This window comes from Nocardia araoensis NBRC 100135, from assembly GCF_000308435.1.
GTDB classification, from domain to species: domain Bacteria; phylum Actinomycetota; class Actinomycetes; order Mycobacteriales; family Mycobacteriaceae; genus Nocardia; species Nocardia araoensis.
Map to the genome: position 1 here is coordinate 44,449 of NZ_BAFR01000155.1, position 19,691 is coordinate 64,139.

At 69.9% G+C, this 19,691-nt stretch carries 21 protein-coding genes and 1 pseudogene; 13 read left to right on the forward strand and 9 right to left on the reverse strand.

The genetic code is table 11. The features are described from left to right. Positions 1-21 precede the first annotated feature (21 nt). Genes ON21_RS21275 through ON21_RS21290 form a run of 4 tightly spaced genes read left to right on the forward strand, consistent with a single transcriptional unit; the run spans position 22 to position 3,888 of the window. Positions 22-960 carry an aromatase/cyclase gene (locus ON21_RS21275; RefSeq protein WP_039800146.1) on the forward strand — a complete coding sequence of 313 codons (939 nt, stop codon included), beginning with the start codon at positions 22-24 and terminating at the stop codon, positions 958-960. Further along, a complete protein-coding gene (locus ON21_RS21280) occupies positions 957-1,883 on the forward strand; it encodes an MBL fold metallo-hydrolase (protein ID WP_039800178.1) in 927 nt (308 codons plus the stop codon). The genes ON21_RS21275 and ON21_RS21280 overlap by 4 nt, the downstream gene beginning before the upstream one ends. Next, the gene (locus tag ON21_RS21285) at positions 1,871-3,124 is read left to right on the forward strand and encodes an FAD-dependent oxidoreductase (protein ID WP_051021168.1); all 1,254 of its coding nucleotides are present in this window, start codon (positions 1,871-1,873) and stop codon (positions 3,122-3,124) included. Before ON21_RS21280 ends, ON21_RS21285 begins: the two co-directional genes overlap by 13 nt. A 2-nt stretch (positions 3,125-3,126) precedes the next feature. Further along, positions 3,127-3,888, forward strand: coding sequence for an alpha/beta hydrolase (locus ON21_RS21290; protein ID WP_039800147.1), 762 nt, complete (start codon positions 3,127-3,129; stop codon positions 3,886-3,888). A gap of 10 nt (positions 3,889-3,898) precedes the next feature. On the opposite strand, the gene ON21_RS21295 is transcribed toward ON21_RS21290, so the two are convergent. The 3 genes from ON21_RS21295 to ON21_RS21305 all read right to left on the reverse strand — a co-directional run bounded on the left by ON21_RS21295 (position 3,899) and on the right by ON21_RS21305 (position 6,340). Beyond that, positions 3,899-5,320, reverse strand: coding sequence for a cytochrome P450 (locus tag ON21_RS21295; protein ID WP_083880784.1), 1,422 nt, complete (start codon positions 5,318-5,320; stop codon positions 3,899-3,901). A 13-nt stretch (positions 5,321-5,333) separates the two neighbouring features. Further along, positions 5,334-5,903 (reverse strand): DUF6545 domain-containing protein, encoded by a 570-nt coding sequence (locus tag ON21_RS40900; protein WP_308417991.1) that lies wholly within the window; start codon positions 5,901-5,903, stop codon positions 5,334-5,336. A 62-nt stretch (positions 5,904-5,965) separates the two neighbouring features. After that, on the reverse strand, positions 5,966-6,340 hold the full coding sequence (locus tag ON21_RS21305; protein WP_039800149.1) for a winged helix-turn-helix transcriptional regulator: 375 nt from the start codon (positions 6,338-6,340) through the stop codon (positions 5,966-5,968). Positions 6,341-6,443: 103 nt separating this feature from the next. Between ON21_RS21305 and ON21_RS21310 the strand changes: the two genes are divergently transcribed. Beyond that, positions 6,444-6,938: a luciferase domain-containing protein gene (locus ON21_RS21310; RefSeq protein WP_051021169.1), complete on the forward strand. Its 495-nt coding sequence runs from the start codon at positions 6,444-6,446 to the stop codon at positions 6,936-6,938. 29 nt (positions 6,939-6,967) lie between these two features. After that, positions 6,968-7,402, forward strand: coding sequence for a lipocalin-like domain-containing protein (locus ON21_RS21315; RefSeq protein ID WP_051021170.1), 435 nt, complete (start codon positions 6,968-6,970; stop codon positions 7,400-7,402). Here the strand turns inward: ON21_RS21315 and ON21_RS21320 are convergent. Together ON21_RS21320 and ON21_RS21325 are read right to left on the reverse strand one after the other, a co-directional pair. Further along, positions 7,363-7,836: an acetyl-CoA carboxylase biotin carboxyl carrier protein gene (locus ON21_RS21320; RefSeq protein WP_051021171.1), complete on the reverse strand. Its 474-nt coding sequence runs from the start codon at positions 7,834-7,836 to the stop codon at positions 7,363-7,365. The two genes, ON21_RS21315 and ON21_RS21320, sit on opposite strands and share 40 nt — an antisense overlap. Positions 7,837-7,851: 15 nt before the next feature. After that, positions 7,852-8,634: an SDR family NAD(P)-dependent oxidoreductase gene (locus ON21_RS21325; protein WP_039800185.1), complete on the reverse strand. Its 783-nt coding sequence runs from the start codon at positions 8,632-8,634 to the stop codon at positions 7,852-7,854. A 233-nt stretch (positions 8,635-8,867) separates the two neighbouring features. On the opposite strand from ON21_RS21325, the pseudogene ON21_RS41035 reads away from it, so the two are divergent. From ON21_RS41035 to ON21_RS21350, 5 genes and pseudogenes are all read left to right on the forward strand, one after another. Next, positions 8,868-9,223, forward strand: a pseudogene (locus ON21_RS41035) (nuclear transport factor 2 family protein). A 27-nt stretch (positions 9,224-9,250) separates the two neighbouring features. Then, positions 9,251-9,859 carry a malonic semialdehyde reductase gene (locus tag ON21_RS21335; protein WP_039800151.1) on the forward strand — a complete coding sequence of 203 codons (609 nt, stop codon included), beginning with the start codon at positions 9,251-9,253 and terminating at the stop codon, positions 9,857-9,859. A 124-nt stretch (positions 9,860-9,983) separates the two neighbouring features. Continuing rightward, the gene (locus tag ON21_RS21340) at positions 9,984-12,119 is read left to right on the forward strand and encodes a glycosyltransferase family 39 protein (RefSeq protein WP_039800153.1); all 2,136 of its coding nucleotides are present in this window, start codon (positions 9,984-9,986) and stop codon (positions 12,117-12,119) included. A gap of 151 nt (positions 12,120-12,270) precedes the next feature. After that, positions 12,271-12,987: a response regulator transcription factor gene (locus tag ON21_RS21345; protein ID WP_039800155.1), complete on the forward strand. Its 717-nt coding sequence runs from the start codon at positions 12,271-12,273 to the stop codon at positions 12,985-12,987. Beyond that, positions 12,984-14,519 carry a sensor histidine kinase gene (locus tag ON21_RS21350; RefSeq protein ID WP_051021172.1) on the forward strand — a complete coding sequence of 512 codons (1,536 nt, stop codon included), beginning with the start codon at positions 12,984-12,986 and terminating at the stop codon, positions 14,517-14,519. The genes ON21_RS21345 and ON21_RS21350 overlap by 4 nt, the downstream gene beginning before the upstream one ends. A 22-nt stretch (positions 14,520-14,541) precedes the next feature. Here ON21_RS21350 and ON21_RS21355 read toward each other — a convergent pair whose 3' ends face one another. After that, positions 14,542-15,342 (reverse strand): PIG-L deacetylase family protein, encoded by an 801-nt coding sequence (locus ON21_RS21355; RefSeq protein ID WP_039800157.1) that lies wholly within the window; start codon positions 15,340-15,342, stop codon positions 14,542-14,544. Positions 15,343-15,364: 22 nt separating this feature from the next. Further along, positions 15,365-15,760: a hypothetical protein gene (locus ON21_RS21360; RefSeq protein ID WP_039800187.1), complete on the reverse strand. Its 396-nt coding sequence runs from the start codon at positions 15,758-15,760 to the stop codon at positions 15,365-15,367. A gap of 297 nt (positions 15,761-16,057) precedes the next feature. On the opposite strand from ON21_RS21360, the gene galE reads away from it, so the two are divergent. After that, positions 16,058-17,035, forward strand: coding sequence for a UDP-glucose 4-epimerase GalE (galE, locus tag ON21_RS21365; protein WP_039800158.1), 978 nt, complete (start codon positions 16,058-16,060; stop codon positions 17,033-17,035). 366 nt (positions 17,036-17,401) lie between these two features. Continuing rightward, on the forward strand, positions 17,402-17,974 hold the full coding sequence (locus tag ON21_RS21370) for a hypothetical protein (RefSeq protein ID WP_039800160.1): 573 nt from the start codon (positions 17,402-17,404) through the stop codon (positions 17,972-17,974). Between the two features lie 10 nt (positions 17,975-17,984). Here the strand turns inward: ON21_RS21370 and ON21_RS21375 are convergent, their stop codons facing one another. Both ON21_RS21375 and ON21_RS21380 read right to left on the reverse strand, forming a co-directional pair. Further along, positions 17,985-19,310 (reverse strand): cryptochrome/photolyase family protein, encoded by a 1,326-nt coding sequence (locus ON21_RS21375; protein ID WP_039800161.1) that lies wholly within the window; start codon positions 19,308-19,310, stop codon positions 17,985-17,987. Positions 19,311-19,329: 19 nt separating this feature from the next. After that, on the reverse strand, positions 19,330-19,691 hold a 362-nt coding region (locus tag ON21_RS21380), incomplete at its 5' end, for a lipocalin family protein (protein ID WP_039800162.1).

The window sequence follows — 19,691 nt, forward strand, 5'->3', positions numbered from 1 at the left end:
TCGTGCCGGAAAGGACAGAGCATGAGCGACCGAGTGATGTCCCACACCAGGGTGGTGCAGGCCGCCCCGGATGTCGTCTACGGGCTGGTCGCCGACGTCACCAGGTGGCCGGTGATCTTCGAGCCGAGCGTGCTGGTGCGGCATCTGCACCGCGGGCCGGACGAGGAGCGCTTCCGGCTGTGGGCGACCGTCGGCGGCGCGGTGCGGAACTGGACGTCGCGGCGGGTGCTGGACGCCGAGCAGCGCCGCATCGCCTTCGAGCAGGAACGCAGCCAGGCGCCGTTCGCCTCGATGGGCGGCGGCTGGTCGTTCCACGAGGTCGGGCCCGGCACGACGAAGGTCACCCTGGATCACCACTACACGGTGGCGGACGGGGCCGATGCCGCGCAGGTCGACGCGGCGGTGGATCGCAACAGCGTGTCCGAGCTCGCGGCGCTGGCTCGCATCGCCGAACTCGGCCACCCGGTGGACGAGGTGGTCCACACCTTCGAGGACACCGTGCGGCTGGACTGCTCGGCCTCCGAGGTCTACGACTTCGTCTACCACAGCGAACGCTGGCCCGAGCAGGTCCCGCACGTCGGCCGCATCGAGCTCACCGAGGACGCCGACGGCGTGCAGCTGATGGAGATGGACACGGTGACGGCAGGTGGTATCCCGCACACCACCAAGTCGATCCGAGTGTGCGTTCCCGGCGAACGGATCGATTACAAGCAGCTGGTGCCGCCCGCGATACTGTTCGGCCACAGCGGCGCATGGGAGTTCGCCGACGGACCGGATGGCGCGGTGGTGACCGCACGGCACACCGTCGCGATCAACCCTCCGGCCGCGCGCGAGATCCTCGGCGCGAACACCGATCTCGCCGACGCCCGCGCCTACCTCACCGAGGCGCTGTCCGATAACAGCCGCAACACGCTGCGGTGCGCGGAACGGTATGCCGCGACGACGAAGTCGCCGACATGACCGCCACCGAGACGACCGCGACGCCGCGCGTGCAGGAGATCGCCGACGGCGTCTACGCCTACACGCACAGCCGCGGCGGCTGGTGCGTCAGCAACGCCGGTGTGCTGACCGGGCCGGACGGCGCGGTGGTGATCGACACGCTCGCGACGGAGGGCCGTACCCGAGCGCTCGTCGAGTTCGTCGACGGGCTGGGTACCGGCCCGGCCCGCACCATCGTGAACACCCATCATCACGGCGACCACAACTTCGGCAACCATCTGTTCGGCCCGGCCGCCATCGTCGTCGGCCACGACCGGATCCGGCCGGAGATGATCGAGACCGGCCTGGCGCTGACGAAGCTGTGGCCGGATGTCGAATGGGGCGATGTGCGGGTCACGCTGCCGAGCATCACGTTCAGCTATCGCCTGACCTTGCACCAGGGCGAGCGCCGGGTGGAGCTCATCCACTTCGGCACCGCCGCGCACACCACCAACGATGTGGTGGCGTGGCTGCCCGAGGAGCGCGTGCTGTTCGCCGGGGACCTGGTGATGGCGGGCGCGGCGCCGTTCTGCCTGATGGGGTCGGTCAGCGGTGCGATCACCGCAGTGCGGCGGCTGGCCGAGCTGGGGGCGGAGACGGTCGTCGCCGGGCACGGCCCGGTGACCGGGCCGGAGATCTTCGACCAGACGCTGCGCTACCTGCGCTGGGTGCAGGACCTGGCGGCGGAGGGACGCGCACTCGGGCTGACTCCGCTGGCGATCGCGCTGGAGGCCGACCACGGTGAGTTCGCCGACCTGGTCGATCAGGAGCGGTTGGTCGGCAACCTGTATCGGGCGGACGCGGAACTGTCCGGCGGCGAACTCGGCGAACCGCTGGACGTGCTGGCGATCTTCGACGAAATGGTGCTCTACAACGGCGGGCAGGTGCCGGCATGCCTGGCGTGAACACCGAATCCGTGCGGGTCTGCGTGATCGGCGGCGGCCCCGCCGGACTGATGACCGGCCTGCTGCTGGCACGTTCCGGCGTGGAGGTGCTCGTGCTGGAGAAGCATCCGGACTTCCTGCGGGATTTCCGGGGCGACACCGTCCACACCTCGACCCTGCTCGCGATGCGCGAACTCGGCTTGGCCGAGGAGTTCCTCGCGCTGCCGCACGTCGAACTGCCCCAGCTGCCGATGGCGACCGCCACCGGTCCGGTGGTGTTCGCCGATTTCAGCGCGCTGCCTGGCCCGTTCCCGTTCGTGGCGTTCATGCCGCAGTGGGACGTGCTGAATTTCCTCGCCGAAGCGGGCCGCCGCTACCCCGGCTTCCGGCTGGTGCAGGAAGCGGAGGTCACCGAGCTGATCCAGCGTGACGGCGCGGTGGCGGGCGTACGCGCCCGGACGGCCGGTGGTCCGCTGGAAGTCACCGCCGACCTGGTGATCGCGGCCGACGGGCGGCATTCGATCGTGCGCCGCTCGGGGCTGCTCGAGGTCGCCGCCAGCGCGGCGCCCATGGACGTGCTCTGGTTCCGCGTCGGCAAACCGGAGGGCGAGCGTCTGCCCACCGTGCGCAGCGGGAAGGGATTCTTCATCGTCTGCATCGATCGCGGCGACTATCTGCAGGTCGCGTACATGATCCCGAAGGGCGGCTTCGCGACGATCCGGGCGGCGGGGCTGGCGCGGTTCCGTGCGGAACTGGCCGCCATCTATCCGGTGCTCGCGCCGCGTCTGGACGCGGAGATCCTGGACTGGGACGACGTCAAACCGCTCGACGTCCGGGTGGATCGGCTGCGCCGCTGGTACCGCCCCGGGCTGCTGGCGATCGGGGACGCGGCGCACGCGATGTCCCCGGCGGGCGGGGTGGGCATCAATCTGGCGGTGCAGGACGCCATCGCGACCGCCCGGCTGCTGGCGCCGATCCTCGCCGCGGGCGCGACCGCGTCCACGGCTCAGCTGCGCGCCATTCAGCGCCGCCGCGAATTCCCCATGCGCGTGGTGCAATTCGCGCAGTTGCACATGCTGGCCGACCTCTACCCCAGCGCGGGACGGCCGGGGACCGACAAACCGCTGCTGGTCCGCTTGCTACGCCGTTTCCCGCGCCTGCCCCGGCTGGTGGCCCGGGTGATCGGCCTCGGCATCCGGCCGGAGCCGGTGCCGCCCGCGACCGGAACCGTCACGACCCTCACGAAACTCAGGGAGAACTGATCGTGTCGACCTACCTGCTCATTCACGGCGCCTTCCACGGCGGGTGGGCCTGGCAGCGGGTGGCCCCGCTGCTCGAGGACTCGGGCCACCGCGTCCTGGCCCCCTCGCTGGTCGGTCTCGGCGACCGCGCGGACCTGCTCACCGCGGACGTCGGGCTCGACACCCACGTCCAGGATCTGATCGACCTGGTCACCGCCGAGGATCTGACCGACATCGTCCTGGTGGGGCACAGCTACGGCGGCATCGTCGTCACCGCGCTCGCCGACGCCGTGCCGAACCGCATCGCCGAACTCGTCTACATCGACACCTTCGTGCCCCGCGACGGCGAGGCGGTGGCCGACATCATGCCGGGCATGGTGGACGCGTTCGCCGCCGCGGCGGCCGCCACCGGCGACGGCTGGCTGGTGCCGCCGCAAACCGAACCGACCGGCGACGGCGGCCTGTACGGCGTCACGGAGGAACCCGATCTCACTTGGCTGGCCTCCATGCAGACGCCGCAATCGCTGAAGACCTTCCAGCAGCCGATGAAACTGACGAATCCCGCTGCGCTGGCGTCGATTCCGGTGCGGCACGTCTATTGCAGCGAAGGCGGCGACGACTTCAAAGCGATGCGCGCCGCCATGCCGCGCACCCTGCCGCCGGCCGATCTACCTGCCGACCGGCTCCACGTACTCCCCACCGGGCACGACTGCATGATCACGATGCCCCGCGAACTGGCCGGGTACCTGCTCACGGTGGCGCCGCGCCCGGCATCCGCCCGATGACCGCGGGCGGTCACGAACTCGAGCGGGGGTGCAGTCGCAGCCGCAGGCCCGCCGGTTTGAGTGTCAGGGTCTCCCGGACATCGAGCCGATAGTCCGGGTCGGGTTCCAACTCGAACCGATGCAGGATGGCGGCCAGCGCCACCATGATCTCGTGCTGGGCGAACTGCCGCCCGATGCAGGCGCGGGGACCGGTGCCGAAGGGCTTGTAGACGCGCGGCGGTAGCTTGCGAAGATTCTCCGGCAGAAACCGATCGGGATCGAACTCGTCCGCGTCCGGTCCCCACGCCGGATCCCGATGGGCCGCGAGCAGCAGCACCAGCACCCAGTCCTTCTCCTTGAACTGATATCTGCCGTCGCACAGGGTCGTGTCCCGGCGCGCGCGGCGGAAATAGCCGGGACCGGTGGGCCACAGCCGCAGCGTCTCGTCCACCACCCGCCGCAGGCGGCGCAGCCGCGCCACATCGTCGAATGCGATGTCGGGGACCACACCGGCAGGCCATCGCTCGTCGAGTTCGGCTCGAACGCTGTCGGCGATGTCGGGCCGGATCGACAAGTAGTGCAAGGCGAAGGAAATGACGTTCGCCGATGTTTCGCTACCGGCGACCAGGAAGGTCAGGATCTGGTTGCGGATGTTGGTGGGGTCAAGAGCGTCACCGGCTTCGTGGTCGCCGGTGGCGAGCATCAGATCGAGGATGTCGCCGCGCCCGGAGCCGGATCGGGCCCGGCGGTTTTCGACGATGCCGTCGACGACGGCGTGCGCGTGCGCCAGGTCCGCGCGATGCTGACGTGCCCGGCCACGGCGGAAGATCTTCTCGAACAGAGGAAGCACATCGGTACGGCGGTTGGCATAGGTGAGTTCGCGGACCATGGCTTCGACGAACGGGTTGCCCCGGGGATCGGACATCGAGCTGAACGAGTGCGAGAACCCGGCCCGCGAGACGATCTCGAAGGTCAGCGTATTTGCGTGCGCCGGAACGTCGATCCACGATCCGGAGGCACGCGCCGCCCAGAAGTCGGTCAACTCGCGCACCGTGCCGGTGATCGTGGCGTGATAGTCGGCCATCGCGGCCCGGGTGAACGCGGGCATGAGGATGTTGTGCGCCTTCTCCCAGTTCGGTTCCCGGTTGAAAGCGGTGAACAAGCCGTCTCCGGCAAGCGGCCGTAGCTTCATCAGCGAGTGGCCGATGTGCTTCTCCCACAGCGCCTCGTTGTTGACCTCCTCCACCGCCTCGGTCCCGGTGACGATGACGGCCGGGAACCCGAAGAGTTTCTGTTCGAAAACGGGACCGAGTTCCCGCGCCTGCTCGGCCAGCCGTTGGCAGGGCTTGGCGAAGTCGGTGGTCAGGACGTCACCGAGGATCGGCAGCCGGAAACGCGGATGCGGCAACGCCGCGGGCTCCGTCGCCATCGTGGTGGACGGTGCGTCGGTCATGTATCTCCCCTGCTCATCGATTCGACTCGGAATCGGCTCCGGCGCCTGCGCGGCCCTGTCGACCGGCGGCGAATCGCCGTGCTCGCGGCCACCATTCGGCCAGTTCGAGAAGCTCGGCCACCTCGTCGTCCAGGGTGGCAGACGAGGAAGGCGCCCGCATGCGGACGATCTCGCCGGTCGGTGCGGCACCGTTCGACCTGTCCGCAGCCGCACGGGCCAGTTGCAGTGCGAACTCGGCCGTATCCCGCTCGCGATCGGGTACGTCGTGGACGGCCGCGAATTCCGCCAGCTCGGTCGGGTCCACCTCTCGGCAGTACGGGCGTAGCTGGAGCATGGCATCGCGTATCTCTACCGTCGCGCGGTGGAGTTGCAGTTTCGTGGCCCGGCGCGCCGCGGTGTCGGCGTCACTCTGTCGGCGGCCCCACCCATTCAGGCAGCACCCCCTGCTCCCCGGTCCGGCTGATCGCCACCCCTCGCGGTCGGGGCGAGTAACGGACTGATCATCACCACTGCGGCTCCCCTCCACGTCGAAGTCATCACAGACTTGGACGCATCCGGCACGGGCACGGTTCCATCGAAGCACATCGTCGTACTCGGAAAAACCCGAGCCGCAACAACTTCGGCGGACGGGGCCGGGGCCGCGGATCAGCTCGGACGCTCACCGGCGTCGAAGGCGGCGCGCGCCGCGAGGACCTCGCCGAGGTGCCGGGAAGACCAGGCCACGATGCTGCCGAACACCGGGGTGAGCGTTCTGGCCAGCGGGGTGGCCTCGTATTCGACGCGCGGCGGCACCTCGGGGTGGTAGGTGCGCGCGACCAGGCCGTCGCGTTCGAGCTGACGCAGGCGCTGGGTGAGGACCTTGGGAGTCAACCCGGGGATGCGCTGTTGCAGTTCGGTGAAGCGCAGCTTGCCGTCATGGGTGAGCACCCACAGCACCTGGGTGGACCAGCGGCCGAAGACCAGGTCGATGACCGGCGTGATCGGACAAGGATCGACGGCCGTTCCGGGCGCACCGGTCATACGTCCTCCTGGTAAGTCACTTTCCTCTTGGTTACTACTATACTTTGGAAAGTACTGTGGTTCCAAGGGTCGCGCACATGCGAAATCCGAAGGGAGCACAGTCATGACGACGACAACAGTGGACGGCCGCCTGGATCTGCCGCGGCGCTCCGGCGACCGCCCGCGTACCCGTGCACACAATCCGCACCAGCAGCTCGACCAGATCGCGCCGCCCGAGCTGCAGGAGCAGCTGTGGTCGCGGATGACCACGCTCGACGGCGTTCTGCCCGGACGCAGCGGAGTCTCCCTGCCCGACACCAGGGCACTGCACCTGCGGCCGACGATCGCCCAAGGGCCCGGCGAGGCCTACCTCGCGGGCACCGAATTCGCCCACCTGCACGGGCACGGAGACGGCAGCCTGCACATGTGCCTGCCGAAAGACGTGGTGGTGCAAGCGATTCGGCAGGGGTGGGCGGAGCCGCATCCGATGGCCCGGCAGGGATATCTGCCCAGGACCCTGGTCATGGTGTACGGGCCGCGCGATCGCGAGGAGCTGCACATCGTCTGGCAGCTGGTGCGGATCAGTCACCGCTTCGCGGGCCGACCGGCTACAGCGTGATTAGAGCGGCGGCCGCCATCGTCGGTGTCATGAACGCAACCGATCTCATCGGCACCTGGGAACTGCTGTCCTACTACGACATCGACGAGCAGGACGTCACCAGCGAGGGGCCACTCGGCGACGCACCGCGCGGCCTGCTGATCTACGGCGCGCACGGCTACATGTCGGTGAGCATGATGCGCACGGACGCCGCGCCGGGAGCCACCCCGTTCATGGGGTACGCGGGCACCTGGCGGCGCACCGGCACGGAGGTGGTGCACGCGATCAGCGTGTGCTCCAACCCGGCGTGGGCGCAGACCGAGCAGGTGCGGCAGATGTCGCTGAACGGAGACGTGCTGACGCTGATCGGCGCCGCACAGGTGGGCGGGCGGACACAACGCCGCGTGCTCACCTGGCGCCGCAGCCGCCCGCCCGGAACACATCGTCATTCCGGTGAATACGAGAACAAGGGCTCGTCGAATTGAACCGGTTCGCCGTCTTCCTTGAGGATCCCGGTGATCACGCCTGCCTGCGCCGTCACCGGGATCATCAACTTCATCGCCTCCACGATGCCGACCTGCTGCCCGGCGCTGACCCGGTCGCCGATCTCGACGAACGGATCCGCACCCGGCTCAGGGCATCGATAGAACACGCCGACGCTGGGGGCGCGCACGACCGCGCCGAGCGCCGCCGGCGCCGCGGCGGGTTCCACCTCAGCCACCGCGAGCGGGGCGGGCGCGGCCGGGCCCGCGGTCGGCCACTCCGCCTCGACGGTCACCTCCCCCACCTGGAAGCGCAGCGCGCTCGGCTGCTGCGGAAAACCCGCGAGCAACTGCAACGCGCCGGCCTGGATGGCCTCCAGCACCCGCAGATAGTCCTCGTGTCCGGTGGTGGGGACGTTCTCCTCCACTGCGGTCATTGCCCTCACTCCTTGTCAGTAATTGCCCAGGCCGCCGCAGACGTTCAGCGCCTGCGCGGTGACGGCCCCCGCCCCGGGACCGATCAGATAGTCGACCATCGCCGCCACCTCGAACGGCTGCACGTAGCGGCCGATGGGCACCCGCGCGCTGACTCTGGCGTGCACCTCGTCGGTGTCCACGCCCCACAGCCCCGAGTACACCTCACGCACCCGCTCGGCCATCGGCGTCTCCACGAATCCCGGGCACACGGCGTTCACGGTGATGCCGGTCTTGGCCAATTCGAGGCCGAGCGCCTTGGTGAACCCGACCACGCCGTGCTTGGACGCGGAGTACGGAGCGCCGTGCACCACGCCCTGCTTGCCGCCGGTGGATGCGATGTTGACGATGCGGCCGCTGCCGCGTTCGAGCATGCCGCCCGCGTTCAGCACCGCCTTCGTCATCAGGAAGACGCTGTTGAGGTTCGTGTTGATCACGTCGAACCACAGTTCGTCGGGCACCTGCGCGGTGACACCGCCGCCGCTGCGGCCCGCGTTGTTGATCAGGATGTCGATCGGGCCGTAGCGCCGCACCCCCGCGTCGACGTACTCGCGGACCTGCGCGGCGTCGGCGACGTCGCAGACGGTGCCGTCCACCTCGAGACCGTCGTCCTGCATGCTCTTCACCGTGTCGGTCACCCGCTGCTGATCCCGAGCGCAGAGGAACACCGCAATGCCCTGGGCCGCCAGGCTTTTGGTGATCTCCAGACCCATTCCGCTGGTCGCTCCGGTGACCAGCGCGACGCGCCGATTTTCCGCCATGACTCCTCCATCGGTCGAACTTCCGAACTCGCCGGGCTTCTCGACCACCAGGGTCGACCCGCGTCCTATAGATCCGGTCAACCGCGCGCGGGCTTCGGCTCAACCGAGGCTCTAGCGGCGTGGACCACGCTGGCGTGCAGCCGAGCCCCGCCGCGACCACAGGAGCCACCATGACCACCGTCGCCAGCCGCACCGAGTTGTACGCCGAGGTCCAGCAGTTCTACGCCGAGCAGATGCAGCGGCTGGACAACCGCGACATCCCCGGCTATGCCGCGACCTTCACCGAGGACGCGGAATTCGAGCACACGCCGGGCATACCGCCGCCCGGACCAGGGCGGGGATCGTCGCCGACCTGGTCGAATTCCACAAGCGCTTCGAGACCGACCCGATGCAGCGCAGGCATTGGTTCAACATGATCAATCTGCAGCCGCAGGACGACGGGACCATCGTGTCCACCGCCTACTGCCTGGTGGTGAAGATCCGCCCGAACAGCAAGCCGGAGATCGCGCCGAGCTGCGTCGTGCACGACGTGCTCGTCCGCGTCGACGGCGCGCTGCTGACCCGGTCGCGGCGTGTCGTCCACGACTGATCCGACCACCCTTCGAGGAGAAACCCTGTGAACTCCGTTCAGCCGGCCCTGCTCACGCTCGCCGCCGACGCCAAGGACCTGTTGTTCCTGCAGGCCCGCACGGCGAACACCTTCACCGACGAGCCGGTCACCGACGAGCAGATCCGCGAGATCTACGAGCTGGTCAAATACGGACCGACGTCGATGAACCAGCAACCGCTGCGGATCGTTCTGGTGCGCACCCCCGAGGCCAGGGCCCGGCTGGTCACCCACATGATCGACAACAACAAGCCGAAGACGGCGGCCGCGCCGCTGTCGGCGATCCTGGCCGCCGACCTGAATTTCCACGAGCACCTGCCCAAGGTGTTCCCGCACGCGCCGCAGGCCAAGGATTACTTCGCCGACGCCGACCACCGTGCCGAGTCCGCGCGCTTCAATGCGCTGATCCAGATCGGCTACTTCATCCTCGGCGTCCGTGCGGCCGGACTGGCGGCGGGCCCGATGAACGGCTTCGACGGTGCGGGCCTGGACGAGGACTTCTTCCCCGGCGGCGAACACACCGGCCTGGTCGTGGTCAATATCGGCAAACCCGGCCCGAACGCATGGTTCCCGCGTTCGCCGCGGCTGGAGTACGAGGAGGTGGTCAGCACCGTGTGACCCGGCCGAGCGGGTGACGAGGGCCGCTCGGCCCCACAGCGCACTCCCAGGTTTGCCCCAGCTTGCGGGCAGGCTGCCTTCCTAGCCTTTCGTGCAGAGGTTCAGACGAGAGGAAGGCACGATCATGGCGTCGATCACGAGCGTCCCGCCGGGCGTTGCGGCCGACGAGAGACCTGTCGGCGCCCATCGCGCCCCGGCCGCACGGTCCCGGGCGGAACGCGTGTTCTTCGGGCCCGCGACCCGACCGCGGTGGGCGCGCCCGGCGTTGTTCGCGCTGCTCGCCGCCACCGCGGTGCTGTATCTGTGGAATCTGACGGTATCCGGGTGGGCCAACGAGTACTACGCCGCCGCGGCGCAGGCGGGTACGCAGAGCTGGAAGGCGCTGCTGTTCGGCTCGCACGACGCGGGCAACGCGATCACGGTGGACAAGCCGCCCGCGGCGCTGTGGGTGATGGGGCTGTCGGGGCGGCTGTTCGGTTTCAGCTCGTGGTCGCTGCTGGCGCCGCAGGCGTTGATGGGCGTCGGTTCGGTGGCCCTGCTGTACGCCGCGGTGCGGCGGTGGAGCGGGCCAGGCGCGGGCCTGCTGGCGGGTGCGGCGTTGGCGGCGACTCCGGTCGCGGCGTTGATGTTCCGCTTCGACAACCCGGACGCGCTGCTGACACTGCTGCTGATCGCGGCGGCCTACTGCACGGTGCGGGCGATCGACGCGCACGACCCGCGCTGGCGTTCGGCGAGCACCGGGTGGCTCACGCTGGCCGGTGCCGCCATCGGTTTCGCGTTCCTGACCAAGATGATGCAGGCATTCCTGGTCCTGCCCGCACTGGGACTGGTGTTCCTGGTCGCGGGGGCGGGCGGATTCTTCTCTCGCATCGGCAAATTGATCACCGCGTGCGCGGCCGTGGTGGTCTCGGGCGGCTGGTATGTGCTGCTGGTCGAACTGTGGCCCGCGCAGTCGCGCCCGTACATCGGCGGGTCGACCGACAACAGCCTGTGGGAACTGGCCCTCGGCTACAACGGAATGGGCCGGTTGCTGGGCGGCAGCGGCAATCCCGGCGGAGGGGGCTCCGGCGGTCCAGGCGGTGGCGGCGGCATGGGCGGCGCGTTCGGCGGCGAGACCGGACCGGCCCGGCTGTTCAGCGGCTCCATGGCGACCGAGGTGTCCTGGCTGCTTCCGGTCGCGCTGATCGGCTTGGTCGCCGGGCTATGGCTGAGTGGCCGCGCACCGCGCACCGACCGGCTGCGGGCGGCGATGATCCTGTGGGGCGGTTGGGTGCTCGGCACCGGCCTGGTGTTCAGCTCCATGAGCGGGATCATCCACCCGTATTACACGGTGGCGCTGGCGCCCGGCGTCGCCGGTGTCGCGGCGGTCGCGGTGACGCAGCTGTGGCGGCGGCGCGGGCAGGTGGCGGCCAGGTTCACCTTGGCCTCACTGTCGGCGGTCACCGGCGCCTGGGCCTTCGTTCTGCTGAATCGCACGCCGGACTGGCTGCCGTGGCTGCGCTGGACGGTCGTGGCCGCGACGGCGATCGCCGCGGTGGCGCTGCTGTTCGGCGCGTACCGGTCGCGCCGGATGGCCGTCGCGATCGCGGCGACGGCGTTGCTGGCCGGGTTCGCCGGATCGACGGCCTACGCGGTCGAGACGGTCACCCACGCGCACAGCGGCGGCATCCCCACCTCGGGGCCCGCACAGCCGGGTGCGATGGGCGGACCCGGCTCGGGCGGACCCGGCCGGGACGACGGCCGCACCGAGGCCGCCGACGGAGCGTCCGGCACCGGCCGACCGGCCGGGGATGCGGCTGCCACCGGCACCGGACAGCCCACCGGCGACGCGGCTGCCACCGGCAGCGAAGTGCCGACCGGAGCGGCTCCCGCAGGCGGCGCTCCCGGCGGCGGTGGACCGGGCGGCAGCAGCGACAACGCCGAGCTGAACGCCCTGCTGAAGGCCACCGACAGCCGGTGGTCGGCGGCGAGCATCGGCTCCGGCACCGCGTCCGGCCTGGAATTGCGCACCGGCACGTCGGTGATCGCGATCGGCGGCTTCGGCGGCGGCGACGACGCGCCGACGTTGGCTCAGTTCCAGCAGTACGTGGCCGGCGGCGAGGTGCACTACTTCATCGCGCAGGGCCAGGGCATGCGGCCGCCGGGCTCGGGTGGCGAGAAGTCGGCCGCCGACGAGATCACCGAATGGGTGAAGGCGCACTACACCGCGAAGACGGTCGGCAACGCCACGGTCTACGACCTGACCGCCCCCATCAGCTGACGATTCCGATCCCACCGCCGGAGTATCGCCGCGTCCTACGACGCGGCGATACTCCTTCCGCGTGTTCGGGGACTGCGGCGTCCCCTGCGCTCACAGGAAACTTCCAGCTTGCTCGCAGGTTGCTCCGTGCTCGCCGCGTGACCATGGGTACATGACCAGTACCGAACCCGAGGCCCGGATCCTCATCGTGGACGACGAACCGATGATCATCGAACTGCTCGCCGTGAGCCTGCGGTTCCAGGGCTTCGAGGTGGCCACCGCGCTCAGCGGAACCGAGGCGCTGGACCGGGTGCGCGGTTTCCGGCCGGACGCGCTGATCGTGGACGTGATGATGCCGGGCATGGACGGGTTCGGGATGCTGCGGCGGCTGCGCGCCGACGGGGTGACCGCCCCCGTGCTCTTCCTCACCGCACGCGACGACGTCGACGACAAGCTCACCGGCCTCACCCTCGGCGCGGACGACTACGTGACCAAGCCGTTCAGCTTGGAGGAGGTCATCGCCCGGCTCCGAGTCATCCTGCGCCGCAGCGGAATACAGTCGGTCCAGGAGAGCTCCAACCGGATGACGGTCGGCGACCTGGTACTCGACGACGACAGCCACGAGGTCTGGAAGGCGGGCGCGCCGGTGTCGCTGTCGCCGACCGAGTTCACCCTGCTGCGGTATTTCATGGTCAACGCGGGCAAGGTGCTGAGCAAGCCGAAGATCCTCGACCACGTCTGGCGCTACGACTTCGGCGGCGACGCGGGCGTGGTCGAGTCGTACGTGTCGTATCTGCGGCGCAAGATCGACACCACCGAACCGAAGTTGCTGCACACGCTGCGTGGCGTGGGATACGTGCTGCGGGAACCCCAGGTGAGCCGGGCGTGAGCGTACGGGAGAAACTCGCGCGGCGGATCTCCGCGGTCCCGCTGCGGGTGGGACTGGTGATCGTGCTGTTGCTGCTGACGACCGCTGCGCTGTTCGCGTCGGGCGCCGCGGTGACCTCGGCGCTGAGCCGGTCACTCACCCAGCGCATCGACGAGCAACTCTACGACGCGGCGCGCTCCTGGGCCGAGCCGCGGCCCATGCGACAGGTGACCACCAATGATGGTCGCACGCAATGGATTCCGGCGGATCTTCCGGCCGCGCCCATGCAGCCGAGGTCGCCGGGCGAGCAACCGCGCCGGTTCTTCGAACTGCGCACCGGAGCCGACGGACAGGTGTATCAAGAACTTCCGGGCGCCAACAGCGCCGCGGGAACCCCCGATCTCGACGGCGTGAAAGCCGGCACACCGCGCACGGTCGATTCCTCGGACGGCTCCTCGGTGCGCTGGCGCGTGCTGACCACCACCAACCAGTACGGTTCGACCACCATCGCCCTGCCGCTGACCGACAACCAGGAGACGGTCTCGCGGCTGATCTTCTTCGAGATCGGCACCGGGGCCGCGGCACTGCTGGCCCTCGGCGCCGTCGGCTATCTGGTCATCCGGCGCAGCCTGCGGCCGCTGCGCGAGGTGGAGCAGACCGCGGCGGCGATCGCGGGCGGCGACCTGCACCGGCGGGTGCCGGTGCGCGGGGTCGACACCGAGGTCGACCATCTGGCGCGATCGCTGAACGAGATGCTCGCGCAGATCCAGCACGGCGTGGCCGCGACCGAGGCCTCGGAGGAAGCGGCCCGCCGCTCGGAGGCGCGGATGCGCCGCTTCGTCGCGGACGCGAGCCACGAACTGCGCACGCCGCTGACCACGATCCGCGGTTTCGCCGAGTTGTACCGCCAGGGCGCGAGCAGCGACGCGGGGATGGTGGTCGGCCGGATCGAGGCCGAGGCCGAGCGGATGGGCCTGCTGGTCGAAGATCTGCTGTTGCTGGCGCGGCTGGACGAGAAACGCCCGCTGGAGCGCAAACCCGTCGACCTGCTCGCACTCGCCGGTGACGCCGTGCACAACGCCAGGGCCATCGCCGCCCGTCAGAAGCCCTCGCCCGACGCGCCGGATCGTCCGATCACGCTGGTGCTCGGCGACGGCGAAGGAACCATGGACGTCGTCGGCGACGAGGCCCGCCTGCGCCAGGTCCTGGGCAACCTGCTCGGCAACGCCCTCACCCACACCCCGCGGGAAACGCCCATCACGGTGCGGCTCACGGCCGCGCCCGATCGCGTCCGCATCGACGTGATCGACGCGGGCCCCGGCCTGTCGCCCGAGGCCGCGGCCAGGGTGTTCGAACGCTTCTACCGCGCGGATGCCTCACGCACCCGCACCAGCGGCGGCACCGGCCTCGGCCTGTCCATCGTCCGAGCTCTGGTGACCGCCCACGGCGGACGGGTGTCGCTGGACAGCGAACCGGGGCGCGGGGCGACGTTCACCGTGGTGTTGCCTCGGGAACCCGCCGATTCCGCGGGTGAGCGGATGCCGTCGCGGTAGGCAACCTCCGAGTGCGAACCGCTCAGCGGGAGGCCGGCTGGAAGATGTCGTCGAGGGGAGGGCCCGAGGTAGGGGTGGCGCCTTCTTCGGCGAACCACTCCCACTGCATGACCCGCGCGAGCACCGGGGTCGGCATGCGGAGCAGCACCTTCGCGATGGTCGCGAAGCGGCTGTTGCCCTCGACGATCGACCGGTGGGCGGCCAGAGCGGTCTTGCGGCGGGCGGCTCGAGCGGAGACGTCGATCCGGTGGGTGATCGCCGAACGCGGACTGTACAGCGAGTCGAGAACCGATGGGTCGTAGTGGAAAGGGAAGCCCAGCGGGCCCAGCGAACGGACGAGGCGCGCGTAGCCATCGCGGGGCAGGGTGGCGTCCAATACGCGCGCCACCCCGGCGAACTCTGCCGCGCGTTTGCCCACCTCGTGCACGCGGACGTGGTCGCGGTGCCCGTACCCGCCGTTGCGGTCGTAACTGAGCAGGATCTCCGCGTGCTCCTCGCGCAGGATCGCGGCCAGCCGCCGCGCCGCGTCCTCGAGGTCGGCGCGGGCGAAACGCATCCGGTCCGGCGGGTCGGCGTACAGCACCGCGCCGTGGCCGCTGTCGGCGTAACCGAGGTGCACCACACGGTGCACTCCGAGGGCGGCGGCGCTCGCCTCCAACTCGCTCAGCCGCAACGCCTTCCGGCCGTCCAGATCGGCCATGTGACCGTCGGTGGCCACCACGATGACGGTCCGGTGCCCGGCGGCGGACAGCTCGGCCAGGGTTCCGCCGGTCAGCAGCGTCTCGTCGTCGGGGTGCGCGTGGAATGCCACAACGGTCGCCATCGGACCAGTGTGCCAAAGACATTCACCACAGGTCTCCGGCCAGCCGGGTCGCGCCGACGAGCATGTACCCGCCGGTCAGGGCGACCAGCGCGACCGCGGTCGGCCTCGGTACGTCACCGCGCAGCAGGCGCACCCCGCCGTGCGTAGTGTCGAGGATGTCCACCAGCAACGCCAGGCGCTGCCAGCGCGGCAGCTCCTCGGCGGGTGCGGTCAGGTACCCGAGGCCGAGCGCGATCGCCCGCGCGCCGAAGATCCGGGTCATGTAGTCGAGCTCGGGCGTGGGCCGCACGCCGAGCGCCTCGGTCAGCGTCCGCGGGGCCACGAGCGCGGCCGAGCCCAGCACGACCCGTCCGAGCGCGAGGCCGCGCAGCGCGCCGGCCAGCGCGGAGCGGTTTCGCCGCTTGCTGTTCGTCACCATGCTCCCGAGCATCGCCCGAAACGCCGATCAGGTCGATTACCTGCGAGGTAATCGACCCGACTGCGGCGTATCGACGGACTCAGGGCAGCGGCACCCACGCCGACCGCCGCCAGAGCGATGCCTCCGACCGCCGCGGCCTTCGCCACCTTGGACTTCAACGCCTTCATACTTGTTCTCCTAGGTCTCGACCCCCTCGGGCCACCGGCCGGACTTCGACCGCGAGAACGATCCTCGGTCCGGAATCTCGAGACCTTCCGATATGCGCTGGGAAATAGCTGACAACAGGAGAGGACATCCGTGAAGCTTCTCGTCACCGGCGGCGCCGGGTACATCGGCAGCGTCGTCGCGCACCAACTCGTCGACGCGGGCCACGAAGTAGAGATTCTCGACGACCTGTCCACCGGCTTCGCGGCGAACCTTCCGTCGCCCGCGACGTTTCACGAACTGTCGATCCACCGCGTCGCCGACGTGCTCACCCCGGCGGCGGGCTTCGACGGCGTGCTGCACTTCGCCGCCAAGATCGAAGTCGCCGAATCGGTCGCGAACCCGGAGAAGTACTGGTGGAACAACATCGAAGGCTCGCTCGCCCTGTTGCGCGCCGTTCGCGCCGCGGGCACACCGCGGCTGATCTTCTCCAGCACCGGGTCGATGTACACCGGTGACGGCAGCACACCCTTCGACGAGAACGCCGAGGTGCGTCCGGCCAACCCGTACGCGGCGACCAAGGCGACGGTGGACATGATGATCGCGGGCGAGTGCGGCGCGAGCGAACTCGGCGCGGCGTCGCTGCGTTACTTCAACGCCTCCGGAGCCGTGTTCACCGGGGAGACGCACCTGGGCGAGCGCCACGAGCCGGAATCGCATCTGATCCCGATTCTGCTGCAGGCCGCTGCGGAACAACGTGATTCGTTCACCCTCTACGGCACCGACTACCCGACGCCGGACGGCACCTGCATCCGGGATTATGTGCACGTCGCCGACCTGGCCGCCGCCCACCTGCTGGCGTTGGAAGCCATCCGACCCGGCGAATACGAGGTGTACAACCTCGGCAACGGCAGCGGATACTCCAACCGGCAGGTGCTCGACACGGTACGCGAAGTCACCGGACGGGAATTCCCGGTCCGGTACGGTCCGCGCAGGCCGGGTGACCCGGCCGTCTGCGTGGCCGCGAGCGGCAAGGCGGGGACCCGGTTGGGCTGGAAGCCACAGCGCCCGGACCTGGCCGACATCGTCTCCGACGCATGGGACTTCCACCGGTCGGTGTACGGCGACTGATCGACCGGGGCACGATCCGGCGTGTGATTTCCGGGCGACCCTCGTCGGCGGACCCGGGACTCACGAGTCGCTCAGAGAATGAACAGAATCAGCGCCTTCTGCAGGGTGTCCACGATGCGGCCGATGGTGATCGCGATCTCGACGGTGCCCACGACAGGTCCCTTTCCTCGGCGTGGCAAATCCTCGACACATCAATTCAAGCGCGCACGAACACGATTCGCCAAGCTCGCACCGGAACGCGTGTCGTCGAGGAGGGTTGATCCGCGCGGTCCTGCTCTTCGAATCATCTGTGTCGCGGCACCGGTCGCGACCGTGCGGCGGACCACCGCCGCGCGCCACCCTTTCGATCCACCGTCAGGAGCACCTGTGGCACCGTCGCAACCGTTGACCCGGAGACACTCGCACGACTGCTCTCGGCGTGCGGCGGGCGCGGTCGGGCAAGCCGCCGCGATACTCGGCATGCTGCACCGCGTTCCCGCCGATCACGCCGCGGTACACGCGCGGCTCGCGTCACTCGCCGAGGACATCACCTGTGAACCGCACGGCGAGCCGGACTGCGATCTCACCCGCGCCTTGCGCGACATCGTGGTCCACCTCGGGACGGCAGCCGAACTCGCGCACCGCCACCGCGCGACGGTGCTCGCGGACGAACTCGCCGAGATCATCGGCATCGTCGAGGAATCGGGCCGGAACACGGCCCGGTCGCTCGCGGCGCCGCCGGATCGCGGTGCGGCGGCGCGCTATCGCGCCGAGATCGCGCGGCTGGCCCGCGACGCCGACGACGCGTTCCGCCGCTTGTTCGCGCGGTGGTACTTCGACACCGAAGATCCGGCGGCGGTGGCAGGCATGCGGGACGTCGGCGACGAACTGGAGAACGTGATGCGAGCCTTCGAGTCGGTCGCCGACGCCGTGCATCCGTCGAACGAGCTGCCCGGATGACTCCGGGCCATCACATCCCGACGACATCGATGATCGGCGCCGGATAGACCGCCGGATCGACCTGTTCCCGCCACGGTCGGTGGATGCGCGCACCGGGCAGATGCGCCAGCTCGGGGACCCAGCGCCGGACGTACGCGCCGTCGGGGTCGTAGCGCTGCGCCTGGCGTAGCGGATTGAGCACCCGGTTCGGCCTGGTGTCGGTCCCCGTACCCGCGACCCACTGCCAGTTGAGCTGGTTGTTCGCCAGATCACCGTCCACCAGCCAGCGCAGGAAGTGCTCCGCCCCCAGCCGCCAGTCGACCCGCAGCGACTTGGTCAGGAAGCTGGCCGTGATCAGGCGTGCCCGGTTGTGCATCCAGCCTTCCGCGCGCAGCTGCCGCATTCCCGCGTCCACGATCGGGTGTCCGGTGCGTCCCTCCCGCCAGGCGTCGAGGGCCTGCTGGTCGTCGCGCCAGCGGATCGGGCGGGAGCGGTAGTCCGACCAAGCCGCGGACGGGCGTGCGGCCAGCAACTGATGGTGGAAGTCGCGCCAGGCCAGCTGCCGGGCGAACGCGCGCCCGCCCTCGGTGGACAGGTCGATCCGGTGCGCCAGCTCCACGGGGGACACGCAGCCGAAGTGCAGATAGGACGACAGCCGCGAGGTGGCGTCCGCGGCGAGGTGGTCGCTGTCGCGCGCGTAGTGCTCCACCGGCCCGGACAGCCAGTCCCGCAAAAGCTTCCGGCCCGTCGTCTCCCCGCCCACGGCGAGTTGCGGGGACGTCGGGCCCGCGCACAGTTCACCCGCGTCCGGCAGCGGCAGGCCGGACACTCGCGGCACCGTGAGGTCGCGCGGCCTGCCCAGCGGCTTGCGCCGCGGCGCGTCGGACCAGCGCCGGAAATACGGGCCGAAGACCGCGAAGTGGTCGCGCCCGGTGGCGGGCAGCAGCGTCGCCGGATCGGCGGTGGTGACGGTGGCGGAATGCGTGTGCAGCAGGCAGCCGCGACGGGAAAGAAGCTCCCGCAGCGCGCGTTCCCGGTGGCGGCTGTAGCCGCTGACGTCGGCGGCGACGTGCACGCTGTCGGCATGCACCTGCGCCACCACGCGATCGACCTCCGCGGCCGCGTCGCCGCGGCGCAGGACCAAGCCGCCGCCGACGGCGTGCAGCTCGTCGTCCAACTCCGCGAGTGCGGCAGCGAGAAACCGGGCGCGGTTGGGTGCGGCGGAGCGGCCGGAGAGAATGGCTTCGTCGAGCACGAACAGCGGCACCACCGCTGCGCCTTCTCGGTGCGCGGCGGTCAGCACCGGATTGTCCCGCACCCGTAGGTCGCGGGTGAACAATGCGATCGTGACGGTCATCGCGCTCGCCGAGCACGCATCACGCCACGCAGAGCGGGACGATGCGCGAGTCACCGCCCGTCGTCGGGGAGGTCAGATACAGGCACGGGTTCTGGCCCGCCGCGGTGATCGCCGCGCGCACCTGCTGCCAGGCATCCGCGCCCAGCGACGCGGCACGGGCCAGGACGAATCCGGAGGCCAGGCTCGGATCGGTGACCACAGCCCACGAATAGTCGGGGCCGAGCGCGGTGACGATGTAGTTGGTCGGCCCGTTCAGGCTGTCCTGGGTCGGCACGCTGGGGAAACTGACGTGCAATTGCGCCCCCGTCTCCCGATCGTTGACCACCGCGGTGCCGTTGATCTCGTTCTGCGTGTTCGCCCACGTGGTGCAGGTGTTGCGCA